Origin of the sequence: Gemmata palustris, from assembly GCF_017939745.1 — a bacterium.
Lineage (GTDB): Bacteria > Planctomycetota > Planctomycetia > Gemmatales > Gemmataceae > Gemmata > Gemmata palustris.
Window position 1 is genome coordinate 890,293 of record NZ_JAGKQQ010000001.1, and the last position, 25,113, is coordinate 915,405.

20 protein-coding genes and 8 pseudogenes are annotated in these 25,113 nt (G+C 62.4%); 11 read left to right on the top strand and 17 right to left on the bottom strand.

Annotation, left to right across the window (positions count from 1 at the left end):
* Positions 1–769 precede the first annotated feature (769 nt).
* On the bottom strand, positions 770–1,681 hold the full coding sequence (locus tag J8F10_RS03580; RefSeq protein WP_210652511.1) for an ISAs1 family transposase: 912 nt from the start codon (positions 1,679–1,681) through the stop codon (positions 770–772).
* 130 nt (positions 1,682–1,811) lie between these two features.
* Positions 1,812–1,946, bottom strand: a pseudogene (locus J8F10_RS40565) (transposase family protein); the annotation flags it as partial.
* 61 nt (positions 1,947–2,007) lie between these two features.
* Between J8F10_RS40565 and J8F10_RS03590 the strand changes: the two are divergent.
* Positions 2,008–3,134 (top strand): annotated as a pseudogene (locus J8F10_RS03590) (IS3 family transposase).
* Here the strand turns inward: J8F10_RS03590 and J8F10_RS03595 are convergent.
* Positions 3,135–3,443, bottom strand: a complete 309-nt coding sequence (locus J8F10_RS03595; RefSeq protein ID WP_246522849.1) for a thermonuclease family protein — start codon at positions 3,441–3,443, stop codon at positions 3,135–3,137. It lies immediately after the preceding pseudogene.
* A gap of 282 nt (positions 3,444–3,725) precedes the next feature.
* Between J8F10_RS03595 and J8F10_RS40570 the strand changes: the two are divergent.
* The 6 genes and pseudogenes from J8F10_RS40570 to J8F10_RS03615 form a co-directional block, all read left to right on the top strand.
* Positions 3,726–3,827, top strand: a pseudogene (locus J8F10_RS40570) (RNA polymerase sigma factor); the annotation flags it as partial.
* A gap of 140 nt (positions 3,828–3,967) precedes the next feature.
* The gene (locus tag J8F10_RS38345; RefSeq protein WP_246522852.1) at positions 3,968–4,192 is read left to right on the top strand and encodes a hypothetical protein; all 225 of its coding nucleotides are present in this window, start codon (positions 3,968–3,970) and stop codon (positions 4,190–4,192) included.
* Positions 4,179–4,517, top strand: coding sequence for a hypothetical protein (locus tag J8F10_RS38350; RefSeq protein WP_246522854.1), 339 nt, complete (start codon positions 4,179–4,181; stop codon positions 4,515–4,517). The genes J8F10_RS38345 and J8F10_RS38350 overlap by 14 nt, the downstream gene beginning before the upstream one ends.
* A gap of 12 nt (positions 4,518–4,529) precedes the next feature.
* Positions 4,530–5,283 (top strand): annotated as a pseudogene (locus J8F10_RS03605) (SDR family NAD(P)-dependent oxidoreductase).
* Positions 5,284–5,312: 29 nt separating this feature from the next.
* Positions 5,313–5,663: a hypothetical protein gene (locus J8F10_RS03610; RefSeq protein WP_246522856.1), complete on the top strand. Its 351-nt coding sequence runs from the start codon at positions 5,313–5,315 to the stop codon at positions 5,661–5,663.
* A 145-nt stretch (positions 5,664–5,808) separates the two neighbouring features.
* Positions 5,809–6,159, top strand: a complete 351-nt coding sequence (locus J8F10_RS03615; protein WP_210652513.1) for a nuclear transport factor 2 family protein — start codon at positions 5,809–5,811, stop codon at positions 6,157–6,159.
* Here J8F10_RS03615 and J8F10_RS38355 read toward each other — a convergent pair.
* The 8 genes and pseudogenes from J8F10_RS38355 to J8F10_RS03670 all read right to left on the bottom strand — a co-directional run bounded on the left by J8F10_RS38355 (position 6,125) and on the right by J8F10_RS03670 (position 12,801).
* The gene (locus J8F10_RS38355) at positions 6,125–6,856 is read right to left on the bottom strand and encodes a hypothetical protein (RefSeq protein WP_246522858.1); all 732 of its coding nucleotides are present in this window, start codon (positions 6,854–6,856) and stop codon (positions 6,125–6,127) included. The two genes, J8F10_RS03615 and J8F10_RS38355, sit on opposite strands and share 35 nt — an antisense overlap.
* Positions 6,820–7,185 (bottom strand): hypothetical protein, encoded by a 366-nt coding sequence (locus J8F10_RS38360; protein WP_246522860.1) that lies wholly within the window; start codon positions 7,183–7,185, stop codon positions 6,820–6,822. The genes J8F10_RS38355 and J8F10_RS38360 overlap by 37 nt, the downstream gene beginning before the upstream one ends.
* Positions 7,186–7,193: 8 nt before the next feature.
* A pseudogene (locus J8F10_RS40575) lies at positions 7,194–7,499 on the bottom strand (2'-5' RNA ligase); the annotation flags it as partial.
* A 174-nt stretch (positions 7,500–7,673) separates the two neighbouring features.
* Entirely contained in the window at positions 7,674–8,342 is a 669-nt protein-coding gene (locus tag J8F10_RS40220) for a phosphatase domain-containing protein (protein ID WP_210652515.1), read from the bottom strand.
* Between the two features lie 330 nt (positions 8,343–8,672).
* A pseudogene (locus J8F10_RS40580) lies at positions 8,673–11,340 on the bottom strand (DEAD/DEAH box helicase).
* Positions 11,337–11,552, bottom strand: a complete 216-nt coding sequence (locus J8F10_RS03660) for a hypothetical protein (RefSeq protein WP_210652520.1) — start codon at positions 11,550–11,552, stop codon at positions 11,337–11,339. The pseudogene J8F10_RS40580 and the gene J8F10_RS03660 overlap by 4 nt, the downstream one beginning before the upstream one ends.
* Positions 11,553–11,677: 125 nt before the next feature.
* Entirely contained in the window at positions 11,678–12,061 is a 384-nt protein-coding gene (locus J8F10_RS03665; protein ID WP_210661734.1) for a DNA methyltransferase, read from the bottom strand.
* Between the two features lie 63 nt (positions 12,062–12,124).
* Positions 12,125–12,801: pseudogene (locus J8F10_RS03670) on the bottom strand (DNA methyltransferase).
* 452 nt (positions 12,802–13,253) lie between these two features.
* Between J8F10_RS03670 and J8F10_RS40585 the strand changes: the two are divergent.
* Positions 13,254–13,640, top strand: a complete 387-nt coding sequence (locus tag J8F10_RS40585; RefSeq protein WP_210652522.1) for an IS1 family transposase — start codon at positions 13,254–13,256, stop codon at positions 13,638–13,640.
* 686 nt (positions 13,641–14,326) lie between these two features.
* On the opposite strand, the gene J8F10_RS40590 is transcribed toward J8F10_RS40585, so the two are convergent.
* The 5 genes and pseudogenes from J8F10_RS40590 to J8F10_RS03690 all read right to left on the bottom strand — a co-directional run bounded on the left by J8F10_RS40590 (position 14,327) and on the right by J8F10_RS03690 (position 19,421).
* Positions 14,327–14,521: a transposase gene (locus J8F10_RS40590; RefSeq protein ID WP_246522963.1), complete on the bottom strand. Its 195-nt coding sequence runs from the start codon at positions 14,519–14,521 to the stop codon at positions 14,327–14,329.
* Positions 14,518–14,661: a hypothetical protein gene (locus J8F10_RS40595; RefSeq protein ID WP_390891092.1), complete on the bottom strand. Its 144-nt coding sequence runs from the start codon at positions 14,659–14,661 to the stop codon at positions 14,518–14,520. The genes J8F10_RS40590 and J8F10_RS40595 overlap by 4 nt, the downstream gene beginning before the upstream one ends.
* 41 nt (positions 14,662–14,702) lie before the next feature.
* Positions 14,703–15,023, bottom strand: a pseudogene (locus J8F10_RS40600) (transposase); the annotation flags it as partial.
* Between the two features lie 160 nt (positions 15,024–15,183).
* Complete coding sequence (locus tag J8F10_RS03685) at positions 15,184–16,563, bottom strand: AIPR family protein (RefSeq protein ID WP_210652523.1); 1,380 nt, start codon at positions 16,561–16,563, stop codon at positions 15,184–15,186.
* A 161-nt stretch (positions 16,564–16,724) separates the two neighbouring features.
* On the bottom strand, positions 16,725–19,421 hold the full coding sequence (locus J8F10_RS03690; protein WP_210652524.1) for an SNF2-related protein: 2,697 nt from the start codon (positions 19,419–19,421) through the stop codon (positions 16,725–16,727).
* Between the two features lie 1,226 nt (positions 19,422–20,647).
* Here J8F10_RS03690 and J8F10_RS03695 point away from each other — a divergent pair.
* Genes J8F10_RS03695 through J8F10_RS03705 form a run of 3 tightly spaced genes read left to right on the top strand, consistent with a single transcriptional unit; the run spans position 20,648 to position 23,922 of the window.
* On the top strand, positions 20,648–21,916 hold the full coding sequence (locus tag J8F10_RS03695; protein WP_210652525.1) for an SGNH/GDSL hydrolase family protein: 1,269 nt from the start codon (positions 20,648–20,650) through the stop codon (positions 21,914–21,916).
* A 12-nt stretch (positions 21,917–21,928) separates the two neighbouring features.
* Complete coding sequence (locus J8F10_RS03700) at positions 21,929–23,665, top strand: fatty acyl-AMP ligase (protein ID WP_210652526.1); 1,737 nt, start codon at positions 21,929–21,931, stop codon at positions 23,663–23,665.
* A complete protein-coding gene (locus J8F10_RS03705) occupies positions 23,662–23,922 on the top strand; it encodes an acyl carrier protein (RefSeq protein WP_210652527.1) in 261 nt (86 codons plus the stop codon). The genes J8F10_RS03700 and J8F10_RS03705 overlap by 4 nt, the downstream gene beginning before the upstream one ends.
* 7 nt (positions 23,923–23,929) lie before the next feature.
* Here the strand turns inward: J8F10_RS03705 and J8F10_RS03710 are convergent, their stop codons facing one another.
* Positions 23,930–25,066 (bottom strand): sulfotransferase family protein, encoded by a 1,137-nt coding sequence (locus tag J8F10_RS03710; RefSeq protein ID WP_210652528.1) that lies wholly within the window; start codon positions 25,064–25,066, stop codon positions 23,930–23,932.
* Positions 25,067–25,113 lie beyond the last annotated feature (47 nt).

The following is a 25,113-nucleotide window of genomic DNA, read 5'->3' on the forward strand; positions in this document are numbered from 1 at the left end:
GAGCACCGCAAGATCGAAACGATAACAGCATGAGCACCAACCTGCTGTTTATAGAACCATGACCCGCCGTACCCGCATCAACACTGTCGCCGAAGCCGACGCACGCCCTCTCAACTCGCTCCCTGGCTTTCTGCTGCAGGGCAACCTCGGAAGCAGGTGAACGATTTGCTGGCCATTGCAGCCGTGTACCGGGGAGATCGACCGCCTGCAGGCGCTGGCGGGAGAACAGAAGAAGCCAGGGTTCGTGGACCTAATCGAGAAGAAACGAAATAACCAAAGCCTCACGAGGCGGAAAAGAGGATGAATGAAGTCTTTGCTATCACTATCGGCGGCGTTTGCGCTGTCCCGTTTCCTGCACGAACTGCCTAGCGGGCCACCTTCACTTCGAGAGCATAAGCCGCTCCCCGGTCAAAGAAGAAGACTGGAGCGCGCAAGCAGCAGCGGGCATCGCAGAAACAACGGAACCGGGCAAGAACGAATTAAACCAAGGAAGGACAGTTCATGGTTATGCTGATAGAAGTGGGCAAGACCTACCGCAATCGCGAAGGCGAGAAGGTGAGCATTATAGTGGACCCCGAAAACTGGACCGCCGGTTAAGCTACACCGGAGGCCCAGGAAAGGGGAACCAATGGCGGGCAAGCGAAAGAGTCACTCGGCAGCATTCAAGGCCCAGGTCGCACTGGCCGCTCTCAAGGGCACGGCCAGCGCGTACTAATCGCCTTGTAAAGTCAGGACTTCGTCGAGGAACTGTGTGTTCATGAGGGGCGGATCATCTTACCCGGATACTGTCCTTGATGGGATGGCGCTTCAGTAGGGTGACGGCGAACCGTCGGAGCCAGCTCAGGTTGTTGGCCAGAACGCGCTGTCGCGTGCGGCTCTCGTCCTCACGGAACGTGACGTCCAGAACCCAGTGCATGGACTCGATGCCCCAGTGCCCACGAACCGCCTCGCCGAACCGCTTGCCACTCAGGAACCGGCTCAGCATGTAGAACCGCACCTCGTCACTCTGACTCCCGTTGGCGTGCGTGGTGATCCGCACCGCGGTGCCGATGGCCTTGATCCACGGCCACTCCCCTGGGCCGCAAAATCCGTGGGCACCTGGGCCACGAAGTAGGAGAGCTCGTCGCGCCGACCGTGCCCGCTCGTCGGTCTCTCGGGTCCGGTGCTTGAGGGCTTTCAACTCGCCTTCCAGGTGCTTCAGGACCAGAGCCCCGATAGCCTCGGACAGCTTCGGCTGGTTGTCCTTCACGGCGATCACGAAGTCCCCGCCGCCCGTAACGATGTCACGGGCGATGTCCTTCTGGCATCCCATCGCGTCGATCGTGATCAGCGCCTTGTGAAACTCGATCTGCTTCAGCAGGAGGGGAATAGCCGTGATCTCGTTGGACTTCTCTTCGGCCGCCACTTGGCCCAAGGCGATCCCGTGTTCGCTCGCCCACGCGCTGACGATGTGCAGCGGCCCGAGCCCGTGGACCGCGTCGTGGGACCGCCGACACGTCTTGCCGTCGATGGCGATCAGGCGGGCCGGGCCGATCCCGTCGGGCTCCAGGGCGTCGGCGATCCAATCCCGGAAGCACCGCTGAAAGGCCTCGGGTTGAAGGGCGATGAGCAACCGGCGGATGCAGTCGCGGGACGGGATGCCGTTGGGGAGCGTAAGGAACCGGGTAAGTGACTGTCCCATATGCCTCGAAATCGCCGTATTTTCGAGTTGTCACCCACGATTTCTCAGGCTTTTTCGCACATATGGGACAGTCACTAAGCCAATCCCGGCGATTGGTGGCCCATCGGTGAATCGCGGTCGGACCGTCACACCCGCACACCAGGCCACACACCGCAATCACGACAATGTCGACGAACAGGTGCTTGCGGTTCTGGGGATGGCGGGGGTCGGGCAGGGACTCGAAATAGGAACCGATCGATTCAATGGTAACCCGCTTGGTGGCCATAGGTCGCACCGGACTTCAGACAACGGGCCCGCGGGCGGGCGTGAGAACCACTGCCCAAGTGATAGAACGGCGCGGCACCGCGCAAGTCCACGCAACTTCCCCAGTCGCGCGCGTTGGCCGTGCTCTCAAGGGTGACAAGACAGTCAACGAGGTGGCCGCCCAGTTCGGGGTCCACCCGACCCTGATCCACGACTGGAAGAAGAAGCTCCTGGCCGGGGCCGAGGCGGTGTTCGCCTCCGGGGCGAAGGCCACCGGACCGCCGGAGGACAAGACCGCCGAGTTGTACGAGCAGATCGGGCGACTCAAGGTCGAACTCGACTGGGTGAAAAAAAATCTGCCGCCCTCGGCTGACGCCAAGCGGGCCATGATCGACGACGGGCACGCCGAACTGAGCGTCCGTCGGCGGTGCCAGTTGATCGGGCTGGGTCGGGCGACCTACTACCGGGAGCCGACCGGGGAGTCGGCCGAGAACCTAGCACTGATGCGGTTGATCGACGAGCAATACACGGCGTGCCCGTTCTACGGGAGCCGGCGGATCACTCGGTGGCTGGCGACCCAGGGCCACGAGGTGAACCGGAAGCGGGTCCAGCGGCTGCTGCGGGTGATGGGGCTGGAGGCCATCCACCCGAAGCCGAAGCTGTCGGCCGGGCGGGGCCACAAGGTGTACCCGTACCTGCTCCGGGACGTGCCGATCGACCGGGTCGGGCAGGTGTGGTCGGCCGACATCACATACCTGCCGATGGCCTCCGGGTTCATGTACCTGGCGGCCACGATCGACTGGTTCAGTCGGTATGTGGTGGCGTGGCGGCTGTCGAACACGCTGGACGGGGCGTTCTGCCGAGACATGCTGGACGAGGCGTTGGCGACCGGGACGCCGGAGGTGTTCAACACCGACCAGGGGGTGCAGTTCACGGCCGGGGCGTGGGTCGAGCGGGGGAGGCGGCCGGGGTGCGGGTGAGCATGGACGGGCGGGGGCGGTGCCTGGACAACGTGTTCGTCGAGCGGCTGTGGCGGACGGTGAAGTACGAGGACGTGTTCCTGCGGGGTACGAGTCGGTGCCCGAGTTGGAGCGGGGCTGCGGGCGTACTTCGCCTTCTACAACGAGCCCGGCTGCATCAGTCGCTCGGGTACAAAACCCCGGTCGAAGTGTACCGGGCGGGAAGGTCTAAAGAGCCGGCGAGAAAGTAGCTAAGAATCGCCGGTTTTGGTCTCGACAATGGGGTCCACTACAGCCAACTTGTTTGCCAGCATCGCGTCGGAGAGCGAAGCTGAGTCGGCCGTCGAACACTCGCCCAGCAGGCGGCCGTACTTCTCACGCTTCCGCACGACACATCTGACCTCTTTGCCCTTGATAAGCATCTGCATGGCGTCTCTCGCTTCGTAGAACCCGGCCTCGCCTTTTCGGGGTATCGATGCGAGCGAGGCGAACACGCTCGTCGCCGCAGCGGAGAGTATCGCCGTCGATGGCGGCGCAAAGCGCAAAGACGTAAAAGACATGGGCCACTGAAGTTATACCTTCGACACAAAGGGTTTCTAAAATTCTTCTGCCCGACTTGTCACAGACATAGCCCTGCGGTGTCAAAGCCCTCGGAGAGTTCCGTACCTACCACAATGTTTTCATTTGGCAAAGCGGGGACGCGTGTTTAATCCTTTCAGCGAGCAGTCCGCGAGCGGGCCGACCGATATCGAACTGGTTGAGAAAGCCAAAGCGGCGACCGTGCCGCGCTCGAGCAGTTGGTCCTGCGTCACCAGGCGTGGGTGTACAACATCGCCGTCCGCATGGTCTTTCAGCCGCAGGACGCGGAAGAAGTCACCCAAGAAGTTCTGATCAAAGCCGTCACACGACTCAGCACATTTCAAGGCAACAGTCAGTTCCGAACCTGGCTCTACCGCATCGCCGCCAACCACGTCCTGAACATGAAGCGCGCGCGGGCGGAACTTCATCCGCACACGTTCGCGGAGTACGCCGCCGCGGTGACAGGCGTCACCGACCTGGACCTGCCGACCCGAACACCGTCCCGGTGGACGTGCCGCTCCTGGTCGAGGAGGCCAAACTCACCTGTACGACCGGGATGCTGCTCTGCCTTGACCGCCGACAGCGGTTGGTGTTCACGCTGGGCGAGATCATGGGCGTCAGCGACACAATCGGTGGCGACGTCCTCGAAATGTCGGGCGACAACTTCCGGCAGTGCCTCGCGCCCGCCGCGACCTGTACGAGTTTATGCACGACCGATGCGGTCTGGTGAACGCGGACAACCCTGCCGGTGCCCGAAGAAGACCAAGGGGTTCATCGAAGCCGGCCACGTCGATCCCGACCGCCTGCTGTTCGCCTCGCGTCACGCCCTGCAGGTTCGGAACGCCGCCGGCGACACGGTCCGTGAGATCGAGGATACGCTCGACCGCCAATACGCGGACATCTTCCGCGACCACCCGTTCCACCAGCCGCCCGACCAGGTCGCTTGGCTGCGCCAGCTCCTGGACCAACCCGCCGTTCGCACCGCGCGCTGCGCTACCCTAAATAATCTCGTCACTTCTGTCACATTCGGCCTCCCACCGTGTCTACGGGGGTAAGGAGGTCAAATCATGACAAAGCTGAACGGAAAGAACGCCCTGGTCACCGGGGCTTCCAAGGGGATCGGGGCCGGGATCGCCCGGAGCTCGCCGCGTGCGGCGCGGCGGTCGCGGTGAACTACGCGTCCGACCGGGCCGGAGCGGAGGCGGTGGTCAGCGCGATCACAGCGTCTGGCGGCCGGGCCGTCGCACTTCCCGGCAACGTGTCGAAGGCGGACGACGTAGCCCGGCTCCTCGCCGAGACGGCACGCACGCTGGGAGCACTCGACGTGGTGGTCAATAACGCCGGGGTGTACTCGCCGACACCGCTAGAGTCGGTAACTGAGGACGAGTTCCACCGCCAGATCAACACAAACGTGCTCGGGCCGCTGCTGGTCATGCGGGAATCGCTGAAGCACTTCGGGCCGGCGGGCGGGAGCATCATCAACGTCGGGTCTGCCGCGTCGCGGATGTTCGCGCCCGGCTTCGCGGTGTACACGGCAAGCAAGGCGGCTCTCGACGGAATCACCGGAGTGCTGGCTAGGAGCTCGCGGCCCGCCGCATCCGGGTGAATTCCGTGAATCCCGGAGCCACGCTGAGCGAGGGCACGCGGGCGGCCGGGCTGTACGGCGTGGACAGTGAGTTCGAGAAGCAGTTGGTCGCCATGACGCCGCTCGGCCGCGTCGGCACGCCGGCCGACATCGCCAAGGTCGTTGCGTTCCTCGCATCCGACGATTCCGGCTGGCTCACCGGCGAGATCCTCCTCGCTTCCGGCGGACTGCGGTAGAGCGGCTCAACCCAGCAAAGGAGCTCGAGATGAAACGGATCATTCTGTTGATGGCGTTGATGATGGGTCTGGGCTTCACGGCCACAGCCGACGAGCCGAAGGGCGACAAGCAACAGACCGCGGCAAAAGCCCTGGAGTCGTTCTCCGGTTCTTGGGAGATCGTGAAGGTGTCGCCCGACGGCGCGACGAAGGCTGCCGAGCTGCTGTTCAGGAAGGACGGCACCTACGCGGCGCTGGACAAGGAAGGGAAAGAGCTGTGGGCCGGGACGTTCGAGATCGACCCGACGGCCAATCGAAGGTGTGGGACCACCGGGCGGACAGCGGGAAGAAAACGGGTGACGATGTCCTCGGCATCTACGAACTCGACGCCGACACCTTGAAGGTGGCTTGCGTGGTCGGGCAGTGGAAGGGCAAGAAGTGGGTCGGTAAAGACCGCCCGAAGACCTTCGACCCGAAGCACGCGGACGTGGTGATCGAACTGAAGCGGGCGAAGTGAAGGAACCAAACCGAACCAAGGAGACGAGCATGACCGCGCAATTACCCACGGCGGCAGCGGCCTACGTCCGAACGATCAACGAGCGTGACCCGGACGGGTTCATCGCCCTGTTTGCAGAGGACGCGGTGGTGGACGACGCCGGGCGGGAGATCCGAGGCCGCGAGGCAATCCGGGAGTGGGCCGCCCACGACATCTTCGCAGCGAACGTCACCCTTGAGGTGCGTAACGTGAGCGGCACCGACGGCGACGCCACGATCACGGGGAAGGTGGATGGCACGTTCGATCGGACTGGGCTACCCGACCCGCTCATCATGACATTCCGCGTGGCGGTCGACCGCGGCAAGATCAGCGGGCTGACGTGTCGGCTGGCGGCTGGGTGATGACGGCCCGGACTGCGATGGCATCGGCCTTCGTGATAGCATGCTGGCCGGTGATTTTCCTGTCCAGCGTGCGCACGGTCCAGCCAAGAGCATCAGCAAGAGGCTTCTTGCCGAACCCGTCGGCGATGCGGCGGAGTTCGGCGGGTGTCATGCCGCCTCGTCCATGACACGGTTCACCGCCGTCGATGGCGCGTAACCGGCTAAGTGACTGTCCCATATGTGCGAAAAAGCCTGAGAAATCGTGGGTGACAACTCGAAAATACGGCGATTTCGAGGCATATGGGACAGTCACTAAGCGATTCCCGTCAGGGCGGATGCTACGGAACACAAGATCGCGTGTGCGACCGGTCAGCAAGTCTCCGCCGGCCTTCCGGTACGGGAAGATGAACCGCCTCACTTCAGCGGGGAACGAGTCGAGTCGCAGCCCCACCTCCTTGTCCGACAATTCGGCGACGAGGCCCGCCTGTGCCTTCACGGCCGCGACAAGTTCAACGACGTGTCGTTGCAGAATCGCGATAATGTTGTCGAAATCCAGCCAGAACTCTTCCGGCAGTTGGGCGCGAATGGCTTCGAGGTCGTCGTCAGCCTGCATCGCTTCCCACATGGCCAAAGGCGTGAGTCGTGATACTAAGCGGTGGATTCGGCAATACTCGTCACCCTTCACCTTGAGTCGCAAGCCGCTGGAGAATCGCAGCACGAACCCTTCCTCCGAAGGGGCAGCGTCTTCGCCAGCGCCAGCAGTTCCGAGACGGACGCGAACGAGTGACGCTTGGCCACCCTCCACCCGAGGCGATCCCCGACCGTCAGCAAATCGTCGAACCCCACCTCCGCGCCCTCGCCGCTGTACGCGGCCAAGAGCACCAGACCGGTGTAGCTGTAATGAACGACGATACGGTTCTCGGGGTACACGGCCTCGGCGAGGTAGGTCGTCTCCGTGTCAAGGGGCGACAGGTCGTGGTCGCGGATCTGCGCCGCCGCCCACTTCGCTTGATCGGGCCGAGACTGCCCTTGGTCGCGGTACGCCACTCGCCGCCGTGGTGAAACAGGATGATCAGGCTGCCGTCGAGCTTCTCGAACGTCTCGAACGGCAGATCGGGGATCGAGTCCAACCTCTCGCCGACGTTGAAGAACTTTGGAAACGGGGTAGCGACCACCCGCTTGGCCACTGGATCGAGAATGATCCCTCGTGCCAACATGGTGAACTCGTCCCACGCGCGGTCGTACACCGTCGACTCGGCGTAGCAGTACAGCCGCAGCCCGTCGGCCCCGACGTTCTCTTTCACCCGCTTCTCGGCCACCGCCCGCTGCAAGCCGCACCACAGATCGTTGAATGCCATCATCCGTGCCGGATGCACCGACCCGGTCACACGGCCCTCCGCAGGTCGATGACCTGGACGTTGGGCTGTGCGTCACCACGGAGAATGTCCTTGAGCTGACTGCGAAGAGTCTGCTCATGTTTTGCGAACAGGTCGAATGGCAGCTCAGCTCGCCATCCCGCGTCGCGTCGCTTCACTTCAATCGGGCGGTCGATCAAGACGTAGCACCGGCCCGCCGTTGGCGAGGCGAACAGACTCCATTCGGTCCTTGCGGCGAAGGTGGGTTGCGTCGATCACTGTCGGCAGTCCGTGCCCGAGACGTGTCTTGGCGACCGCGTGAACGGCAGCGAACACTGCATCGTTCTTGGTCTGGTCGCGGAAATCGCCGCACAGTTCGCGTCGGAATTGGTCGCTGCTGATCACATGCGATGGGTCTATGCCGTAATCGCCTTCGGCCTCCTCGCTTTGCAGCCACGTCGTCTTACCTGCGCCCGACGTGCCGACCATCAGCGTGAGGATGCCGGGCTTCGCCGGCTTGGCTTCGTCCCAATCGCGACACTGTAAACACGTCAGCCCGCGCTCGCGCCACATGGCGACCACGCTGGGACGGTCGTCCACCACGAAGGCGATCTCGTTACCTGCGGCGAGGAGATTGTCGAGTATCTCGGACTTGATGATGAAGTCCTGCCGGTAGTCGCCCGCGGGCCGCATGTGTAGCTCGGAGTACGGCACTCCGTTGCGGCCGAGCCACTCTTTCGTTTCTTGCTGAACCGCGTCGCTGCGGCCGGAGACGAGGATGATCTTGTGGCCCTGTTGGGCGACGAGAACCGCCAACTCGCGGATCGGCTCGATAACCGGATCGTTCACGCACTCGGTGAAGAAGGCGTCTAATTGTGGGAGCCGTTTTGGATGTGATGCAGTCGATGTGTCGCGTCGGCCAAAGTACCGTCAATGTCGAAGATTACCGCTTTAGTCATCCCACCTCACTGTCAATTTGGTAGCCCCTGCGGAATCGAACCCAGCTCCTCGTCCTTGAAAGAGACGCATCCTGAACCGTTAGACCAAGGGGCCGTTACGCGACCGACCGTAGACGAGTCGTCTTGCTCGCGCAACCATTTTTTCACCTACCGACATCGCGATTCTGCTCGGATCGCGATACGGGGTAAAGTGTGAAGCGGCGCACCAAATCCATCAAAGTCAACTGCCCGAGTAAGCCTCCGCCAAGCCTCTCAGGGTCATGTTGTCCGCAACCACGTCGTGAGGTATCAGCAGGTACTTCCACACCTTTCCGCGGTGCTTCTTCGAGTAGTTTGACGCGTTCAAGCACCAGTTCGCACCGGCATCCCGCTTCGCAACAACATCCGCATCGGCCATCGCAGAAGCGGCCTTCGTCTCGATCATGTAAATGCAATCATCGGCTTCGGCGACGAAGTCAGGCTGGTATTCCTGCTGATCGTGTGAAATCCGGTAGAAGATTTGAAACTGCCCTTTCGCCGGCCGGAACCACCGCAGGAGTCCCGCTCCAGAATGACCGCCATCTTGCGCTCGGTATCCGATTGGAACTTCTGAAGCCGGTACAGGCACTTCGTAAAGCCTGCGTAGACCAACTGCCCGATCTTGCCTTTGTCGGCGGGCGGCTGGCGGTAGTCGAGAACGGTGTCGGTTGCCGAAGCGGTGAAGGCACTGTCCTTTAGCTCTGTAAAGCCCTTGCTGACGACAATCTCGTACCCGGTCGCCTCTTCCCAATAGTTCTGCTGCATTTGCGAATGGATCAGCTCCGCAATCTGCTTCTGGTAGACGCGCAGGACTTTCCGCACATCCATCTCATCAACGAGATAGCCGCGCAGGTGGTTAACCGTCAGGGTGGCGAGGTCGTAGAGCATGTCGGCGTGGTCGTCATAGGACACGTCGTCGAAGTCCACAAGCCCGCCGACGACGTAATCTTCCAGCCGCTGTTCTTCGATACCGCCCCGGCCGAGGTTGATCACCTCCCGCTGGCCGCTCCGAAGGTTCTGTGCCCACAGTTCATCGGATGGCACCGGGTAGCGGATGCTGGTCACGTTGAGCTTGAACTGCTTGTAGCCGCTGCGTACCTCGCCGTTGGGCACGACGATAATACGGGGAATGTCAATCGTACCAAGAACGATCTGCTCGGTTGTCTTCGCTACAACCTCGGCAATTGCATCCGTGGTGCTAAACATCTCGGCTTGCTTCGGGCCGATTCGACGGCGGACTTCCTCAACAACCTTAGCCTGCACGTCCTTGCTCTGAAGGTGCGAGACGGTCGGAACAGTGCCCGGCTTGCCCTCCAGAGTCCGGATTATCTGTAGGCGATTTGGGCAACCTTGCGCTCCGATTCCGTAGCAAACAGCGGGGCGGGTGGCTGTTCCGTTGGACCGGCCGCTTCCGCCGCCTTGTCAGGGAAGAGCAGCTCGGACACGGTGGACTTTGAAATGACGGTGACGAGTTTCTGTATGCCCGTCGATGGGTCGAGAACGATATGCTGTAGCTGGATTGGCGAGTCCGGACGTTTGGCGTCGTCAACAATCTCCTGGAACTTGTCGTGCGCGACGATGTTCAGCCGGTCCACCGCGTTCACGCCCGTCCGCTTCCCGTAGGGAAGCCGCAGCCCCGCCCGATGCTCTGCTCGATTAGGATGCGCGCGTTCGCCGCACGCAACGGGACGATGGTGTAGAGGTTGGTTACGTCCCAGCCTTCCTTGAGCATGTTGACGTGTATAACGATTTCTGTCGGCTCCTCGGTGCTCTCCACCCCAGGAGTCGCTCGATCATCTCGTCCTCTTCCTTGCCTGTCTTGCTCGAATCGACCTGAATCACCCGCTGCTTGTAGCGGCCCTCGAAGAAGCCGTCCCCTTGAATGAGTTCGAGAAGCTGCTTCGAGTGCGTGGTGTCGCGGGCGATTACCAACACGAACGGCTTGACCACGGGCTGGCCAGTCTGAACGGCGTAAGTTTCCAGTTCGACCTTCACGCTCTCATGGAGGCGAACCCCGTCCTCTAGCTTGATCTGCTCGATGTTCTCCGTCGTCTTCCCGGCGGGGGTGAAGTCCTTGCGGGTGACGACCGCCGGCTCCTTCACGAATCCGTCCTCCATCGCCTTTGCGAGGGAGTAGTCGAAAATGACATTTTGAACGGCACCGCCGCGCGGGCCTTCGACGAACGGCGTCGCGGTAAGCTCCAGGCCGAGGATCGGCCTCAGATCGTTGATCGCCTTCACACCGGGCGCGCGGTACCGGTGCGACTCGTCCATTAAAGGACGAGGTCGCTCAGGCCGGCGAGGTAGTCGAAGTAGGGTTCGCCGAGGTACTCCACCATCTTCTTGATTCGCGCCTGCTTGCCACCGCGAACCTCACTGTTGATCTTCGAGATATTGAAGATATTGACCTTGCAGTCGTCGGGGTGTCGAAAAGCGACGTGGCCTGCGATTGGTAGTTGTCCCCAGTAATGATGGACGGCGGATCGATTGCGAACTCCGCAATGCCCCTGAATACATACTTCTTGGTGTTAGGCGTGAAGTCCGCGACAAGCTTGTTGTAGATGGTCAAATTTGGTGCGAGGACAAGAAAATTCTTGATCCCATGCGCCAGGTACAGGTAGCCGATGAAGGCTCCCATCAGCCGCGTTTTTCCGACCCCCGTTGCGAGCGCGAAGCAGATCGATGGGAACTCCCGCTCGAAATCGGTGACGCTGGAGTATTATTCGACTGAATGGCGGCGAGGGACGCCGCCCGATCCGCCCCTTCGAGGGGTACGCGATCTCGCAAATGCGGTCCAGTATTTCCAAGGATGTGCGCTGCGGCGGGCGAAGGCTGAGCCGGCCCGCGAGGCTGTTGACCTGCCGGTTCATGTGCCTTCCCCTTCGACATCGAACAGTGTCACCTGCTTCGGCTTCTTTGCCGCTTTCGGCAGGTTCTCAACTTTCAGCGAGTAGTCATCGTGACCCCACTCGCACTTGTCTAGCACGGCCTTCGGGATCTTCTTGACCGTCAGCCTCGGCCAGCGATCGTTCTTGCCGCGGAAAGCGGTGCAGAGGATCAGTAGGGTGCGGTCTTCGCCCACGTCATCCGACAGTTGCTGAAGCTGCTCTGCGCGCCAAGCGACTGGGTGGTGACGTAGATGAAGTCGCGCCCGTACTTTGCCCTTGCTGCCAGTACACCGAATCACTCGGGGAGTACGTGAACCCTTCAAGCTTGCAGCAGGGCCTCAGACAGCATTGCCGCGTTATACTCCTTGCTAATGACCCACTGGCTCCACTTGTCCTTCATGAGTAGCGAGGGGCGAGTCGGTAATAGCGGAAACCGCCCCCGCCTTTCCAACCAGTGAGATCTGTAACGCCTCCCGAGTCTTGGCCATCGACAACTTTGGTGAGGCGGGGAATGATGTGCGTATGGCAATGCTCCCAGCTCGACCATGATCCACCGCCGCCCCATTTTGTGTGCAACCGCCCCCGTCGTGCCCGAGCCCGCGAATGAATCGAGTACTATCTCGCCCGGATTCGAGGCGATGTGAATGATGCGCTCGATGAGTGCCTCGGGCTTTGGCGTTTGAATGCCGCCTTTTCGCCGAATAGAAGCTCCATTTCCTGCTGGCGTGCTGGTTCAGTGCGACATTGTCCCAAATCGTCGGCGTCGTCATCCCCTGCTTCGCCTCCGACAGGAACAACTTACGCATCGGCGTCGTTGACTTGCCGTTGACCCCCAGTAAAGCCTCCGATCATCCTGAAGGCGCTGCATCTCTTCTTTGTTGTGCCGCCAGCACGTACCTTTCCTTGGGAACACATCCTGCTTGGTGTAGGGGTTGGTAATCGCGAACATCAGCGATTCGACGTGCCGCCCGCCTTTTCCGTTCGCGGTCGTATCAATCTTCCTAAACGGGCCGCGTTCGTCCGGACCGTCCGGCTCATCGAACACCCGATACTCGGCGTCCGCCTTTTCGGTTCTGGGCATCAGGTTGAAGCTCTCTTCTGCGTCAGTCTTCTTGCTGCTGCCCGACCGGTGCTTCCCAAATACGAGGATGTGCTCATGCACAGAGCCTATCTTCCGGTCGTTCGGCGCGCCGTCGCGCTTTTTCCATGTGATGTCGGAAATGAAGCATTCCCTCCCAAAGATTTCATCGCAAACCACTTTGAGGTAATGGGCTTCATTGTCATCGACCGAAATCCAGATGCTTCCATCTTTGCAGAGCATCTTTTCAGCAGCTCCAGCCGATCTCGCATTAGTCCGAGCCACAGCGAATGCTCGATGCCGTCGTCGTACTGCTCAAAAGCAGACCCCGTGTTGTAGGGAGGGTCGATGTATATGCACTTCACCTTTCCCGTGAACTCCGCTTCCAGCCTTCAGAGCAAGCAGGTTGTCGCCGAAGATAAGGCGATTATCGGGTAGTGGCCCACCGGTTGGGATTGCTCTAAAGTGTTGGGATGCTGGACGCAACACCCCTCGTCCCCGATTCCGCCGTGCCCCCGGTGCGGTGCGACCCATGTGGTGTGCAACGGTCTCACCCACTCGGGCACTCCGGGGTTCCGGTGCCGGGGTGCGACCGGCGTTCGTTGCGGACCCGAAGACCGGACCGGTCCCGGAGGCCACGAAGGATCTGGTGCGGCGCCTGTTGGCCGAGCATGGGAATCCGGGCCATCGCGCGGGCCGTCGGGGTGTCCCGGTCGTGGCTCCAAGGGTTCGTCAACGAGCTGTATCGACAGGAGACCCCACACGAGCCGGGACCGCCCCAAAAAGTGCGGCCCGGTCGTGATCGAGGCCCGAACGAATGTGGAGCTTCGTGGGTTCCAAGGGTGATGTCCATTGGGTCTGGGTAGCCCTGGACTTGGGCACCCGGCGGGTGCTCGCAATGGTTCTCGGGGACCGGTCCGCAGCCACGGCCCAACGGCTCTGGGACGCGCCCGCGCGGGTACCGGACCGGGGTCACCGTGTACACCGACTTCCTCGCCTCGTACCGTGGCGTGATCCCACGCGCCCGGCATCGACCCGTGGGCAGGACACGGGCCTCACCGCCCACATCGAACGGTTCTGGCTTACCCTGAGACAACGATGCGCCCGACTCGTGCGCAAGACTCTCACGTTCTCCAAGTGCCCCAGGAACCACCTCGGCGCCTTGTGGTATTTCATACGCCTGTACAACGAATCCCGACATTAGGGCCACTACCCATTATCGAACACGTCAGTCTCGGCAACCCGTTTCGCGGCGGCGTAGCTACGTGCGGCGTCTTCGAGCAGGATTCGTGGTTCGAGGCGAGGCCGATGCTCTTTCCCAATCCACATCAGTTCGAGCTTCTGTTTGCGCGCGTTCAAGACGGGACTCCTTCCGTCGTGTTGCCTGCCGGCCTGGGCGGTGGAGCGTTCAACTTGGCGAGCGCCACGTTTCGCAGTCTGCGGCAGTCGCCAGCATTGCAGAAGACGGAGCGAAAGTGCTTTTGGGACTGCGCGGTATCTCCGCTCCCTGTTACGTAGCCAGTTTCCCCGCTACCGTCCAAATCGTCTCGGTGATAACAAGAGTTTGCTCACTCGCCTTCACCTTCTCAGGCTCAGTGACTGTCCCATATGCCTCGAAATCGCCGTATTTTCGAGTTGTCACCCACGATTTCTCAGGCTTTTTCGCACATATGGGACAGTCACTCAGACAGTTCCAATGCGTTCCCCTGTTCAAGACGTTCCCGAAGCAAGAAGGTTCAACACTAGCCAACGGACATTTTCCAAGAACACCTTTCGCACGCCCGTCGCCGTCCATCTCCTCGCGGAGGCGTTCGATGACGATTTTCCGGGTCTGAACCGCCCGCCAAACGGTTCTGGCCGAGCGCTCAGTGACTGTCCCATAAGGGGTTGTCACGCGGCTTTGTGATATTGGAATTCGGGGTCGGCATATTTGGGTTCGAGTCGGTTGAGCATGAGGTGGATCATGGCCAGTTTGATGAACGCCTCCGCTGACATCACGCTTTCCTCCCGGTCCTTGGTGAGCCGCCGGCACGTGCCCAGCCACGCGAACGTGCGCTCCACGGTCCACCGGATCGGCAGCTTCACCCACCCCTTCGACCCCTCCGGGGGCGCACGATGACCAGATCCCACCGGGCGTTGTCCTCGACCCACGCGTAGAGGGCGAAGTTGTGGTACTTGCTGTCCGCGTACATCCGCACCACCTTGCCGACCGGCTGTCCCTCCAAGCGGGGAACAGTTCCTGCGCGGCTTGGGCATCGTCCACGCTCGCGGCGGTCACCAGCACGGCCAGCAGCAACCCCAAGGAATCCACGACGATGTGGCGCTTCCGCCCGTCGACGTTCTTGGCGTTGTCCCGGCCCCGCTGCTCGCCGCCGGAGGTCGTGTCCACCGACTGGCTATCGACGCTCGCCGTGGTGCGCGCGCACGGCTTCTCCTGGGTGCGGACCTTCTTGCGGAGCAGGTCGTGTATGGTGTCGAGGGTACCGTTGTGACGCCACTCGTCGAAGTACCGCCAGACCGTGGACTTGGGCGGGAAGTCCTTGGGCAAGTAGCGCCACTGGCACCCGGTGCGCAAGATGTAGAACACGGCATCGACGACATCCCGCAGGTCGGTCGCGGGGCCGACCGCCCGGATAGACCGGGATGTGAGGCTCGATTAACCTCCACTGCTCGTCGCTTACATCGCTCGGGTAGGATTGGGTTCTCATGAACCATTTTACCCACCCCAACTGCCCCTTATGGGACAGTCACTCAGGGCGGAACAACCTCTGGCATAGCGTCTGTTCTGGCTGCTCTTTCGGGTAAACCTGATCGGGAGACCAGACAGCTTTCCGATTACTCAGCAGCATCGCGCATAGTTCGCAATCGCTATCACCTTCCAAGCACACCAAGGCCGTTGCGGCGTCTTCGAGGTTAAAGTTGGTTGCGTCGGACTCGGGAATGTCGTCGCCCTCTTTGTAGTGGTAGCTGATGCCGTCCATCCCAAGCTGGAGCGCGATGCGCTCGTGCTGTGTGTCGAGGGAAACGAAATCCCGCGCGCCAATCTGGTTCTGGAAGTTCGTCGATTCGGTGATCCGCCGCGCGAAAGTTGTCTCGTCCTCGCACCTTTCGAGGGAGATGATCTTCAGGAACACGTAGCCTTCGCTCGTGGCGTCCGCGGCGTGGATCGTACCGAGCGTTTGCGCGCCGTTCACGATGGAGAAACCCTTCGCCGTGACACGTTTTTTCTCGTGATTTGCCAGATCAGTGCGCGCAACATCGAGCTTCTGGCAGTACGCGGTCAAGCCGTTGTTCAGGTAAAAGAAATTCGCGGGTTCGCCTTGAAGCGTCTCCCGAATTCGCTCGTTAACCTCGGTCAGCCCCTTGTACCGCCGGATATTGGCGGCGACAAGCTTCGCGCCGTGAGTCGCGTACAGAGCGGCAATATCGGCGATGCGAACCTGCCCGTACACCGTCTGGAACGGTTCAGTAACCATCCCCGGCTTCAGCACTTCAAGTTCGACTTTATCCACACCCGCAGCTTCGTCTGCGCCAGTGATCCACCCGTGAACGCTTGAAAGGCCGTAGCTCGCGAAACGGAAATACTCTTCGCCGTGATTCACCCGCGCTTCGAGTGCTTCGAACAGGTGCAGGCGTGCCTCGGATACGGTGTTGATGCCTGAGTAGACAAGGATCGCCCGGACACGAAGGCTTGCGTCGTCGAAGTATTGCTTGACCCTCGGCAGGATCGCGACCCACGCCGCGTTCGTCTCGAATGCCGTCCAAATGCCGCGCAACAGGTTATCGACCCCATCGCGGAACTTGCTGACATCGCCCAGTTCGGGTTCTCCCCGTCCGGATTCGATGAACTTTGACTGCACCACATAGAGCGTGTTCGAGGTCGATGTGTGATACACCGCGTCAATGCCGGCATCGCCACCGCCATCGACTACCGATGCCGCAGCTTCGTCCAGACCGCAGCCGCTCAGTCGGTGCACGGCAAACGCGGCAAGCGCTCGGGAGAGGAAGTTGTTCTCTTTTTCGCGATCAGTCTTACCGCTTTTCGCGGGAGGTACGCGCCCCTCGAAATCCCTGTGTAAGCGAGGGGGAACGTGGTTGATCTCGTAAGGCTTTTCGACGACGCTCATATCAGTCTCCACCGCGCCGAGAATATTGTTCGCTGACTGACGGTTTGCTCCAGCTTGCCTTCCACCTTCCTGATGAGCGCGTCACGTCGAGCTTCAACCTCGTCCTGCGCGGCGAACAGCGACTTGCGCTTTGCATTCCTTAGCGATTCGAGCGTTCTGACCTACCTCTGCCCGGCCAGCTTCTCCTCAAGCGTCAGAGCTGCCGAAGCAGCCCTCTTGGCTTCCTTCAGTTGCCTGTCCAGATCCCTGATTTCCCGTTCCAGTCCTACCTTCAGGTCGTCAGCCCACCCATCAAGCTTCGAGGCTTCTTCCTCGAACAGCTTGCCGTTCCGCTCGGAAATCGTTCGTCGGATAGCAGCCTGTTGACGCTCGATTTCGGCGACGAGTCGCTCGTCTGGGGGAAATGCCGACAGGTCATTGACCGCTGAAGCCGCCATGAGGAAAAACTTGCAAGCAAAATCGGAGGGCAGAATTTTTCCGTTGTCGGTGATCGCGGCGACCATCATGTGGTCTTCACCCTGGTCCATCGATTCGATGCTAAGCCGCTGAACGAGCAACTCCCCGGACAGGTTTCTGTACGCCTGAAAAGCCGCGACTCGCGGAAATACCCCCGCGTAATCGAATACGATTTCGGCTGGAGGAAGCACTTTCTCTCGCGCTTGGTGAAGCAGGCGTTGTGCAAGCGTGTGCCCGATTCGGTACAGATGCGATTCGCCACTTCGCCGAGGGAGTTCGTATCGCCCCATCGGCATGTGCAAGTCGGGAAACGGGTTTGCCCGAAGCTCGAAAGCCGTGTCGTCAGTGTTGAACTGCGCATGGCCGTTCAGCTCGTGGCGGGTCATCCGCATCAGCATCCGCTCGTAGCCGGATTGATAACCGTCGCTCTCGCTCTTGCTGATCCTCAGCTTTTCGTGAACCTCATCGTCGAAATTCTCCAGAAGCTGACGGCGGGTTTTTGTCATCGCCTCGTTTATCTGTAAGGTCAACTCCCGCTGGAGGTGGACGAACGACTCGGAAATTTCCTGCGCTGTGCGGCATCCTTGATAGATTTCTGCGATCCGTTTCTCGAAATCAACGCCCGACTCGATCGCCCCAAGCACCTCGTCGCTCGCCCCGAAAACGCCCTCAAAGAGCTTGAACTTCTCGTCCAGCAGCTCGAACACGCGTCGGTCGGCATCATTTTTCAGGTTGATAAAGTTCACGACCACTACGTCGAACTTCTGGCCGTAGCGGTGGCATCGCCCGATCCGCTGCTCGATCCGCTGCGGGTTCCACGGCAGGTCGTAGTTCACTACCAGGGAGCAGAATTGGAGGTTGATACCCTCCGCCCCTGCCTCAGTGGCGATCATGATTGAGCCAGTGTCGCGGAAGTAGTCCACGAGGGCAGACCGCATGTCGGCCGTGCGTGAGCCGGACACCTTCTCCGTGTTGGCGTGCTTTTTCACCCATTCGGCGTAGATCGCCTTCGATCCGATGTCCGTGTTCGAGCCGTTGAAGAGGACAATTCCGTCGCGATAGGGGCTGTTGCCCAGAAGCCGCAGAATGTAGTCCTGAGTCTTTCGGGACTCCGTGAAGATGATCGCCTTGCGGGCGGCTCCGAGGCGATCCGCCTCTTCGAAGGCCTTGCCGAGCGCGGTCAGCAGCGCGAAGCCTTTCGCGTTCTGAGTGATGTTCATCGCGAGGTCACGGAATCCTTCGAGGTCGCGAACCTCTTGATCGATCGCAGCCTGGTCACTGTCAGAGAGCGGGGGCTCGTCGTCTTCCTCCTCCCCCCACTCTTCTGCCGTCTCGTCAAGCCCTTCGTATTCTTCCTCGAACTCCTCTTCGAGGGACGTCACTGGAGCCTTTGTGACAAGCTTACCTTTGAGTCGGGCAATCAGCGTCTCCAGCGCGCCAGCGATGGCAAACGTGGATGACGCGAGCAGCTTGCGGAGCACCATTGTCATCAGGGATCGCTGGCTGGTCGGGAGCGCCTGCAGGTTGTCACGGCGCAGGTACGCGGAAACCTCGTTGTAAAGTAGATCCTCACTGTCCGCAGGCGTGAACTCCTCGACCATCGCGTGACGTTTCGTGAACGGAACGTATTCGACCACCTGCCTCCGTAGGCTACGGTGGCAGATCGGCCGGAGCCGAGCCTTGAGCGCCTCGAATACTTCCTCCTCGCTCAGGTTGGCGAACTGTTCCCGGAAGCTCTTCAGATCTCCGAAAGCGTGCTCGTCGATAAAGCTCACCAGCCCGAACAGCTCGAGCAGCGAGTTCTGAAGCGGCGTAGCAGTCAGCAGGAGCTTTGGAGCGGCGGCGAGTGCGTTCTTCAGGACGTTGGCGATCACATTCGACGGCTTGTAGACGTTTCTGAGCCGGTGGGCTTCGTCGATGACCACGAGGTCCCACAGCACGGCGGTAAGGTCGGCGGCCTTTGTCTTCGCGAACTGGTAAGAGCAGATAACCACTGCGTCGGCAGGCTCAAACGGAGAGGGCGTGCCGCTCCTGACTGCCGCCTTATACGACCTGGCTTCCAGGATGCGACAGGGCAGGGAGAACTTCTCCTGCATTTCCTGGTGCCACTGCTTGCGGAGGTTCGACGGGGTGATGACCAGGAGCTTTCGCTTACGCTCTGCCCACTTCTGGGAGATCACCAGCCCGGCCTCGATCGTCTTCCCGAGCCCGACTTCGTCTGCGAGCATCGCCCCTCGGGAGAGCGGGGAGCGGAACGCGAATAGCGCGGCCTCGACTTGGTGGGGATGGAGCTTGACCTGAGCATCAACGAGGGCACCGGCGAACTTCTCGATGCTGTCGGAGGGGCATCGTTTAGTCAGTTCGTGGGCGAAGAACGCGCTGTGGAAGTCAGTCAGCGTCATGGACCTGCCGTCAAAGACACACTGCTCGAAACAGAGCGCTCCGCCCGACGAGGACCAAACCGTCGAAGTCACCCATGATGAGCTGTTCCTCGGGGGCAGAGTTTGAGGGTGAGTTTACCGCGCGGGGGAGGGGGTAGCAACCTGCGTGGCCATCGCCGGTTCCGCTGACTCGGATTGCCGAGCGCACGACCCTCTCAAGCAGCTTACCCGGAGGTAACGGACGGACACGGCGTTCCGAGTCAAACCCCGGACTGCGGTGCCGCTGCGTTTTCTTCGCCCGTGCGTCCTGATGCCGGGATGTGCCGAATAAGCTGGAAACAGTGGAAACGGTAGCCAAAAAGCGCGCGTTCAGCACATCCACATGATCGACCCAAGTCCTTGCTTCGTCAGCACCTTAGATATGATCAAGTCGGCAATAAATCATGCGGGTCGATGTAGTTCATGGTGGTTTTATCTCCTTATTTGCCAGCATTTTGCGTCTTGATTATCATGAATTCGGTCACGGCTTGCTGTTCTGTGTGTGACAACGTTCAGTATGTGCTCTCCCTCCCGCCAACATCCCGGACCTTTCAGGATATCACCATGAAGCCCGGCCCGAAACCGTCGGTGCGGTACTGAAGTCGAAGAAAGCCTACGGTTGCTCGATCGCAGGTGACCAGCACTTCCTCGCCCGCGGGCCGGCTCGACTTACCGTGAAGCACTCGACAGGTTCCGCAGGCTCGTCGCCCAGGACGACGGGAAGGGCACAGATGATTATCTCGTTTCCGCCCTGATGAACCAGTACCGCGCGCACCTGAAGGCGGCCCGCAAGAGCGGCGCACCGGGAGTGTTCGAGGTCATGGCCCGCGGGTTCACGGCGAAGTTCGGGAAACTCCGGGTGCGAGACCTGAGCCGCTCGCGGTGGAAGAGTAGCTCGGCAAGCAGGACAACTGGAACAACACCAGCAAGGCCCACGCCGGGACACTGATCCTCGCCGCCGTACCGTGGGCGCGGAAGAAGGGGCTGATCGAAACTGATCCCATCGGAGGGCGGATCGATCTGTCGCAGCCCGTCCTCGGACGCGATGCCCGCATGTCCGAGGACATGATTCGGCTCATGCTCTGGCGCCTCCGCCCGACCAACGACGATGCCCCGTTTCGTTACCGCAAGGCCTCATGGCCCTATGGGACGGTCAATTAGCCTATATTAGCTTGAACGGCACCTTCATACTTCTTCCGGGACAACTCATGCGATCCCCGAGATACCTCCTGGCCGTTCTTACAGTTCTCCTTCCGATCTCCGCGATCCGAGCGGACGAGTTCGCCCTGCGCGACGGCGACACGGTCGTGTTCCTGGGCGACAGTATCACCGCGGCCCAAACGTATGGAAAGATCGTCGAGAACTACACGCTGCTGCGCTACCCCGACCGAAAGGTGCGGTTCGTCAACGCCGGGGTCGGGGGCGACACCGCTGCCGGCGGGCTGAAGCGCCTCGAGCGCGACGTCCTCGCACACAAACCGACGGTCGTTACCGTTGCATACGGCATCAACGACATCGGCTGGGGCACCAAGGCCGACGCCGAACACAAGAAGGCGTATCTGGACGGCATCCGCGGCATCGTGGAGGCGTGCAAGAAGCGCGAGGTTCGCGTTTACATCTGTTCGGCGGCAGCCACGGCCGAAGACCCGGCGAAGTCCGAGGCCGGGTACCTCCAGAAGATGTGCGACGACGGGATGGAGCTGTCGCGGTCGCTCGGCGGACACGCGATCGACATTCAGCGCGCCATGCGCGGCGTCCAGAAGTCGATCTGGGCTGCGAACGCCAAGGTCGCGGACAAGGCCAAGCACGACACGCTGCACGCGCCCGACGGGGTCCACCTGAACGACCTCGGCCAGCTCGCGATGGCGTATGCGATTCTCAAGGGGCTGGGCGCGCCCGCCGACGTCTCGGCCGTCACGGTCGACGCCGACGGAGCGAAGCTCGTCGCCGCGAAGGGCTGCGCCGTCAAGGATCTCACGTCGCGGGACGGCGCCCTGGAGTTCACCCGGCTCGACGAGGGGCTGCCGTTCAACTACGGCATCTTTTACGCGCTCAACTACCGCTACGTTCCCGTGCCCTCCGAACTGAACCGCTACCTCCTCACGGTGAAGAGCCTGCCGAAGGGCCGATACGAGGTGACCGCGGACGGGCGCGGGCTCGGGGTGTTCACCGCAGAGCAGTTGGCGGGCGGGGTGGACCTCGCGTCCGCGACGGCCGACCCGTGGCAACCCGGCGGGCCGTGGAACGCGCAGGCCAACGCGCTGAAGGCGCTCACCGACGCCCGGTACGAGGTGCTTTCCGCAGGGGCGCAGCTCCGCGCGGCCATCCCGGGCTCCCCGGCGGCCGGGCAACTCGGAAAACAGTCCGGCGAGTTCGACACGAAGATCGTCGAGATGCAGCGCAACGTGGCAAAGCCGCAGCCGTACCAGTTCGTGGTTAAAAAATACGAACCGCCCGCGAAGAAGGACGGCAAGTAACCGGAGGCTGCCTTGTTCGCGAACGACTCCGCGCACGCCGCGGGCACGATGGCCGAGGTGCTGCTGATCCGGGCGGCGCGAACGCCCGGCGCCCGCGCGTACTGCTTCCTGACCGACGGCGAGCACGAGGGGCCGTGGCTCGACTACGCGACCCTCGACCGCGAAGCCCGCACAGTCGCCGCGGCCCTCCGGGACGTGTGCGAACCCGGCGACCGGGCGCTGCTCGTGTTCGCGCCGGGGCTGGCGTTCGTGTCCGCGTTCTTCGGCTGTCAGTACGCGGGCGTCGTCCCGGTGCCCGCGTACCCCCCGCGGCCGGGACAGATCGCCGAGGGCTGGCGCGCCCTCAGTCACGTCGCGGCCGACTGCGCGCCCCGGGTGATCTTGGCGGACCGGGTCGTCGCGCCGTACATCCCCACCGGGGGCGCAGCTCCCGCGCTCGCACAACTGCCCTGTATCGTTACCGACGACCTCGACCCCGCCGGCGCGAACCGGTGGCGCGAGCCGCGGTTCGATCCCGACGCGCTGGCGCTGCTCCAGTACACGTCCGGCTCGACGTCCGAGCCGAAGGGCGTGATGATCGCGCACCGGAACCTGATGCACAACCAGCGCGTGATCGCGACGGCCCTGGAGCACTTTCGGCACGTCGGGGTGGGCGTGAACTGGCTGCCACCGTACCACGACCTCGGGCTGGTCGGCGGCGTGCTGCAAACCGTCTACCTCGGCGCGGCGCTGGTGCTCATGTCGCCGCTCGCGTTCCTCCAGAACCCGCTCAACTGGCTGCGTGCGATCAGCCGCTACCGGGCCGACACCAGTGGCGGCCCGAACTTCGGCTACGACGCGTGCGTGCAGCGCAGCAGCCCTGAAGAGCGGGCCGCGCTCGACCTCAGCGCCTGGAGCGTCGCGGCGATCGGGTCGGAACCCATCAATCCGGAAACGATGGAGCGGTTCGCGGCGGCGTTCGCGCCGGCCGGCTTCGCGCCCGCGGCATTCTACCCGTGCTACGGGCTGGCCGAATCGACCGTGTTCGTAACCGGCGGTGGGCGGACGGCCCCGCCCGTCGTGCGCCGTCTCGATCCGCGTGCGCTCGAACAGGGGCGCGCCCTCGACGCCGCGAGCGAGGGCGCGGTGCCGGTCGTTGGGTGCGGGGGTCCGTGGCTCGATCAGGAAGTCTGCGTCGTGGGGCCGGAGTCGCGGGCACAGGTGCCGGCCGGCGCGATCGGCGAGATCTGGGTTCGCGGACCGTCGGTCGCGCGCGGCTACTGGAACCGCCCCGACCTGACAGAGGAAACGTTCCGCGCGCGGCTCGCGGACGGCAGCGGCCCGTACCTGCGCACCGGCGACCTCGGCTTCCTGCGGGACGGCGAACTGTTCGTCACCGGGCGGACGAAGGACGTAATCGTGATCCGCGGGCGGAACCATTACCCGCACGACATCGAGGCGACGGTACAGGCCTCGAACGCGGCGTTCCGACCCGGGTGCGGCGCCGCATTCGAGGTGGCCCGCGACGGGCAACCGCGGCTGGTCGTCGTTCAAGAGGTCGAGCGCCGGTTCCGGTCCGCGGACGGGGCGCAACTGGCCGGTGACGTGCGCCAGGCCGTGGCCGAACGGCACGAGTTGCAGGTGTACGATGTCGTACTGGTTGAGGCCGGCAGCGTACCGAAGACATCGAGCGGAAAGGTCCGCAGGGCGAGTTGCCGGGCCGCGTATGAGTGCGGCGAGTTGAGGACGTGGAGGGTCAAGCCGACATGACGCCGACTGCGGAAGAAATCCGAACCTGGATCGTCACGCGGGTGAGTCACTTGACGAACATTCCGACCGACGAGGTGGACGCGGGCGCGCCGCTGACGCGCCACGGGCTGGACTCGGTCGCGCTGATCGCACTCGCCGCGGACCTGGAGAAGTGGCTCGGCTACCGGTTCCGCACGAACCCGCTGGTCGCTCATCCCACCATCGACTCGCTCGCCCGCTACCTCGCGGAAGAGGTCGCGCGGCAAAAGAAGCCGTGACCGACGTTCAACTCGCCCGAAGCGGATAGCCGTACCGCCGGCAATAATCGCCCCAGCGGTCGTTGATCGCGCGGCGCTCGTCCGCGGTCACGACATGAGCGGCGCTCTCGTGGCCGGCCACCCGCGACAAATAGTCCGAGACCGGCCCCCGCGCCGGCTCGAAGTCGCCCAGGCCCAACGCGCGGTACATTTCCTCTAATCGTGCCACAGGTTCTCGAACCAGATCCTCGTACCGAAGTTCGTGAAGGTGCCCGTGCGGGATCAGCTCGCGGGCGCTATCGAACGCGCGGTACATCCGCTCGAACGTGCTCAGGACGTATTCGGGTAGTCCTTCCCACAGCGGGGTTTGGAGGCCGTGCGCAGCGCCAAGCACGCGCCAGAGGTTGAGGGTCGAGGCGTACACCGCGTATGGGTCACGGACCAGATGGACGAGCCGCGATTGCGGGAACAGCTTCAGCAGCGTCGGCACCCGCGCGGTGTGGGGCGGCGACTTGAGGACGAGCTGCCGGCCACGGTTCGCGAGCGTCAGCGCCTGCACGAAGCGCCGGAAGGTGCGCTCCCATTCGGCCCGCGATCTCGTCGGCAAATTGTGCAGGTCCAGCGCCGCAGTACCGGCTTCGGGTTCGTTGGGGAACGCGATCCGCTCGTATGGTGACGGCTGCCCCAACAGCACCAGCGCGAACTCGTCCTCTTGCGGGCGCTCCCACCCCGCGAGCACGGCGTCCATCGGCCGGCGCGTCGGTGAGAACCGTCGGAGTAGGGGTGGCAGCCACGACCGCGTGAGCAGGAAGTGGTGCGGGTTGAAGCAGTCGTAGGTCGTCGGCGCCGCGAACCGCGGGTCGCACGCGAGCAGTTCGTGGAGCAGCGTGGTGCCGGTGCGCCAGTGGCCGAGCACGAACACCGGGGCCCGCGCCTCCGTTTCGGCAATTTCGCGACCGTGCAGTACGCCCTGCGCGAACCCGAGCGCGGTCTGCGCGAGACTCGACGCCGAAATGAATGCCGCGCGCCGCACCCGCGATCGATCGACCGCGAACCGCCCGCGCCGCAGCAGCCGCCACCACGCTACGGCCCCACACCCGGCCCAGAACGGCGGCACGCGATCGGCGCTTCGCGAGCAATCGGCTCTTCCGCCGGTAGCAGTCACGTCAGGGCCTCGCGTGTCCGGTTCACGCTACGAGTCAGGTGCGCGGG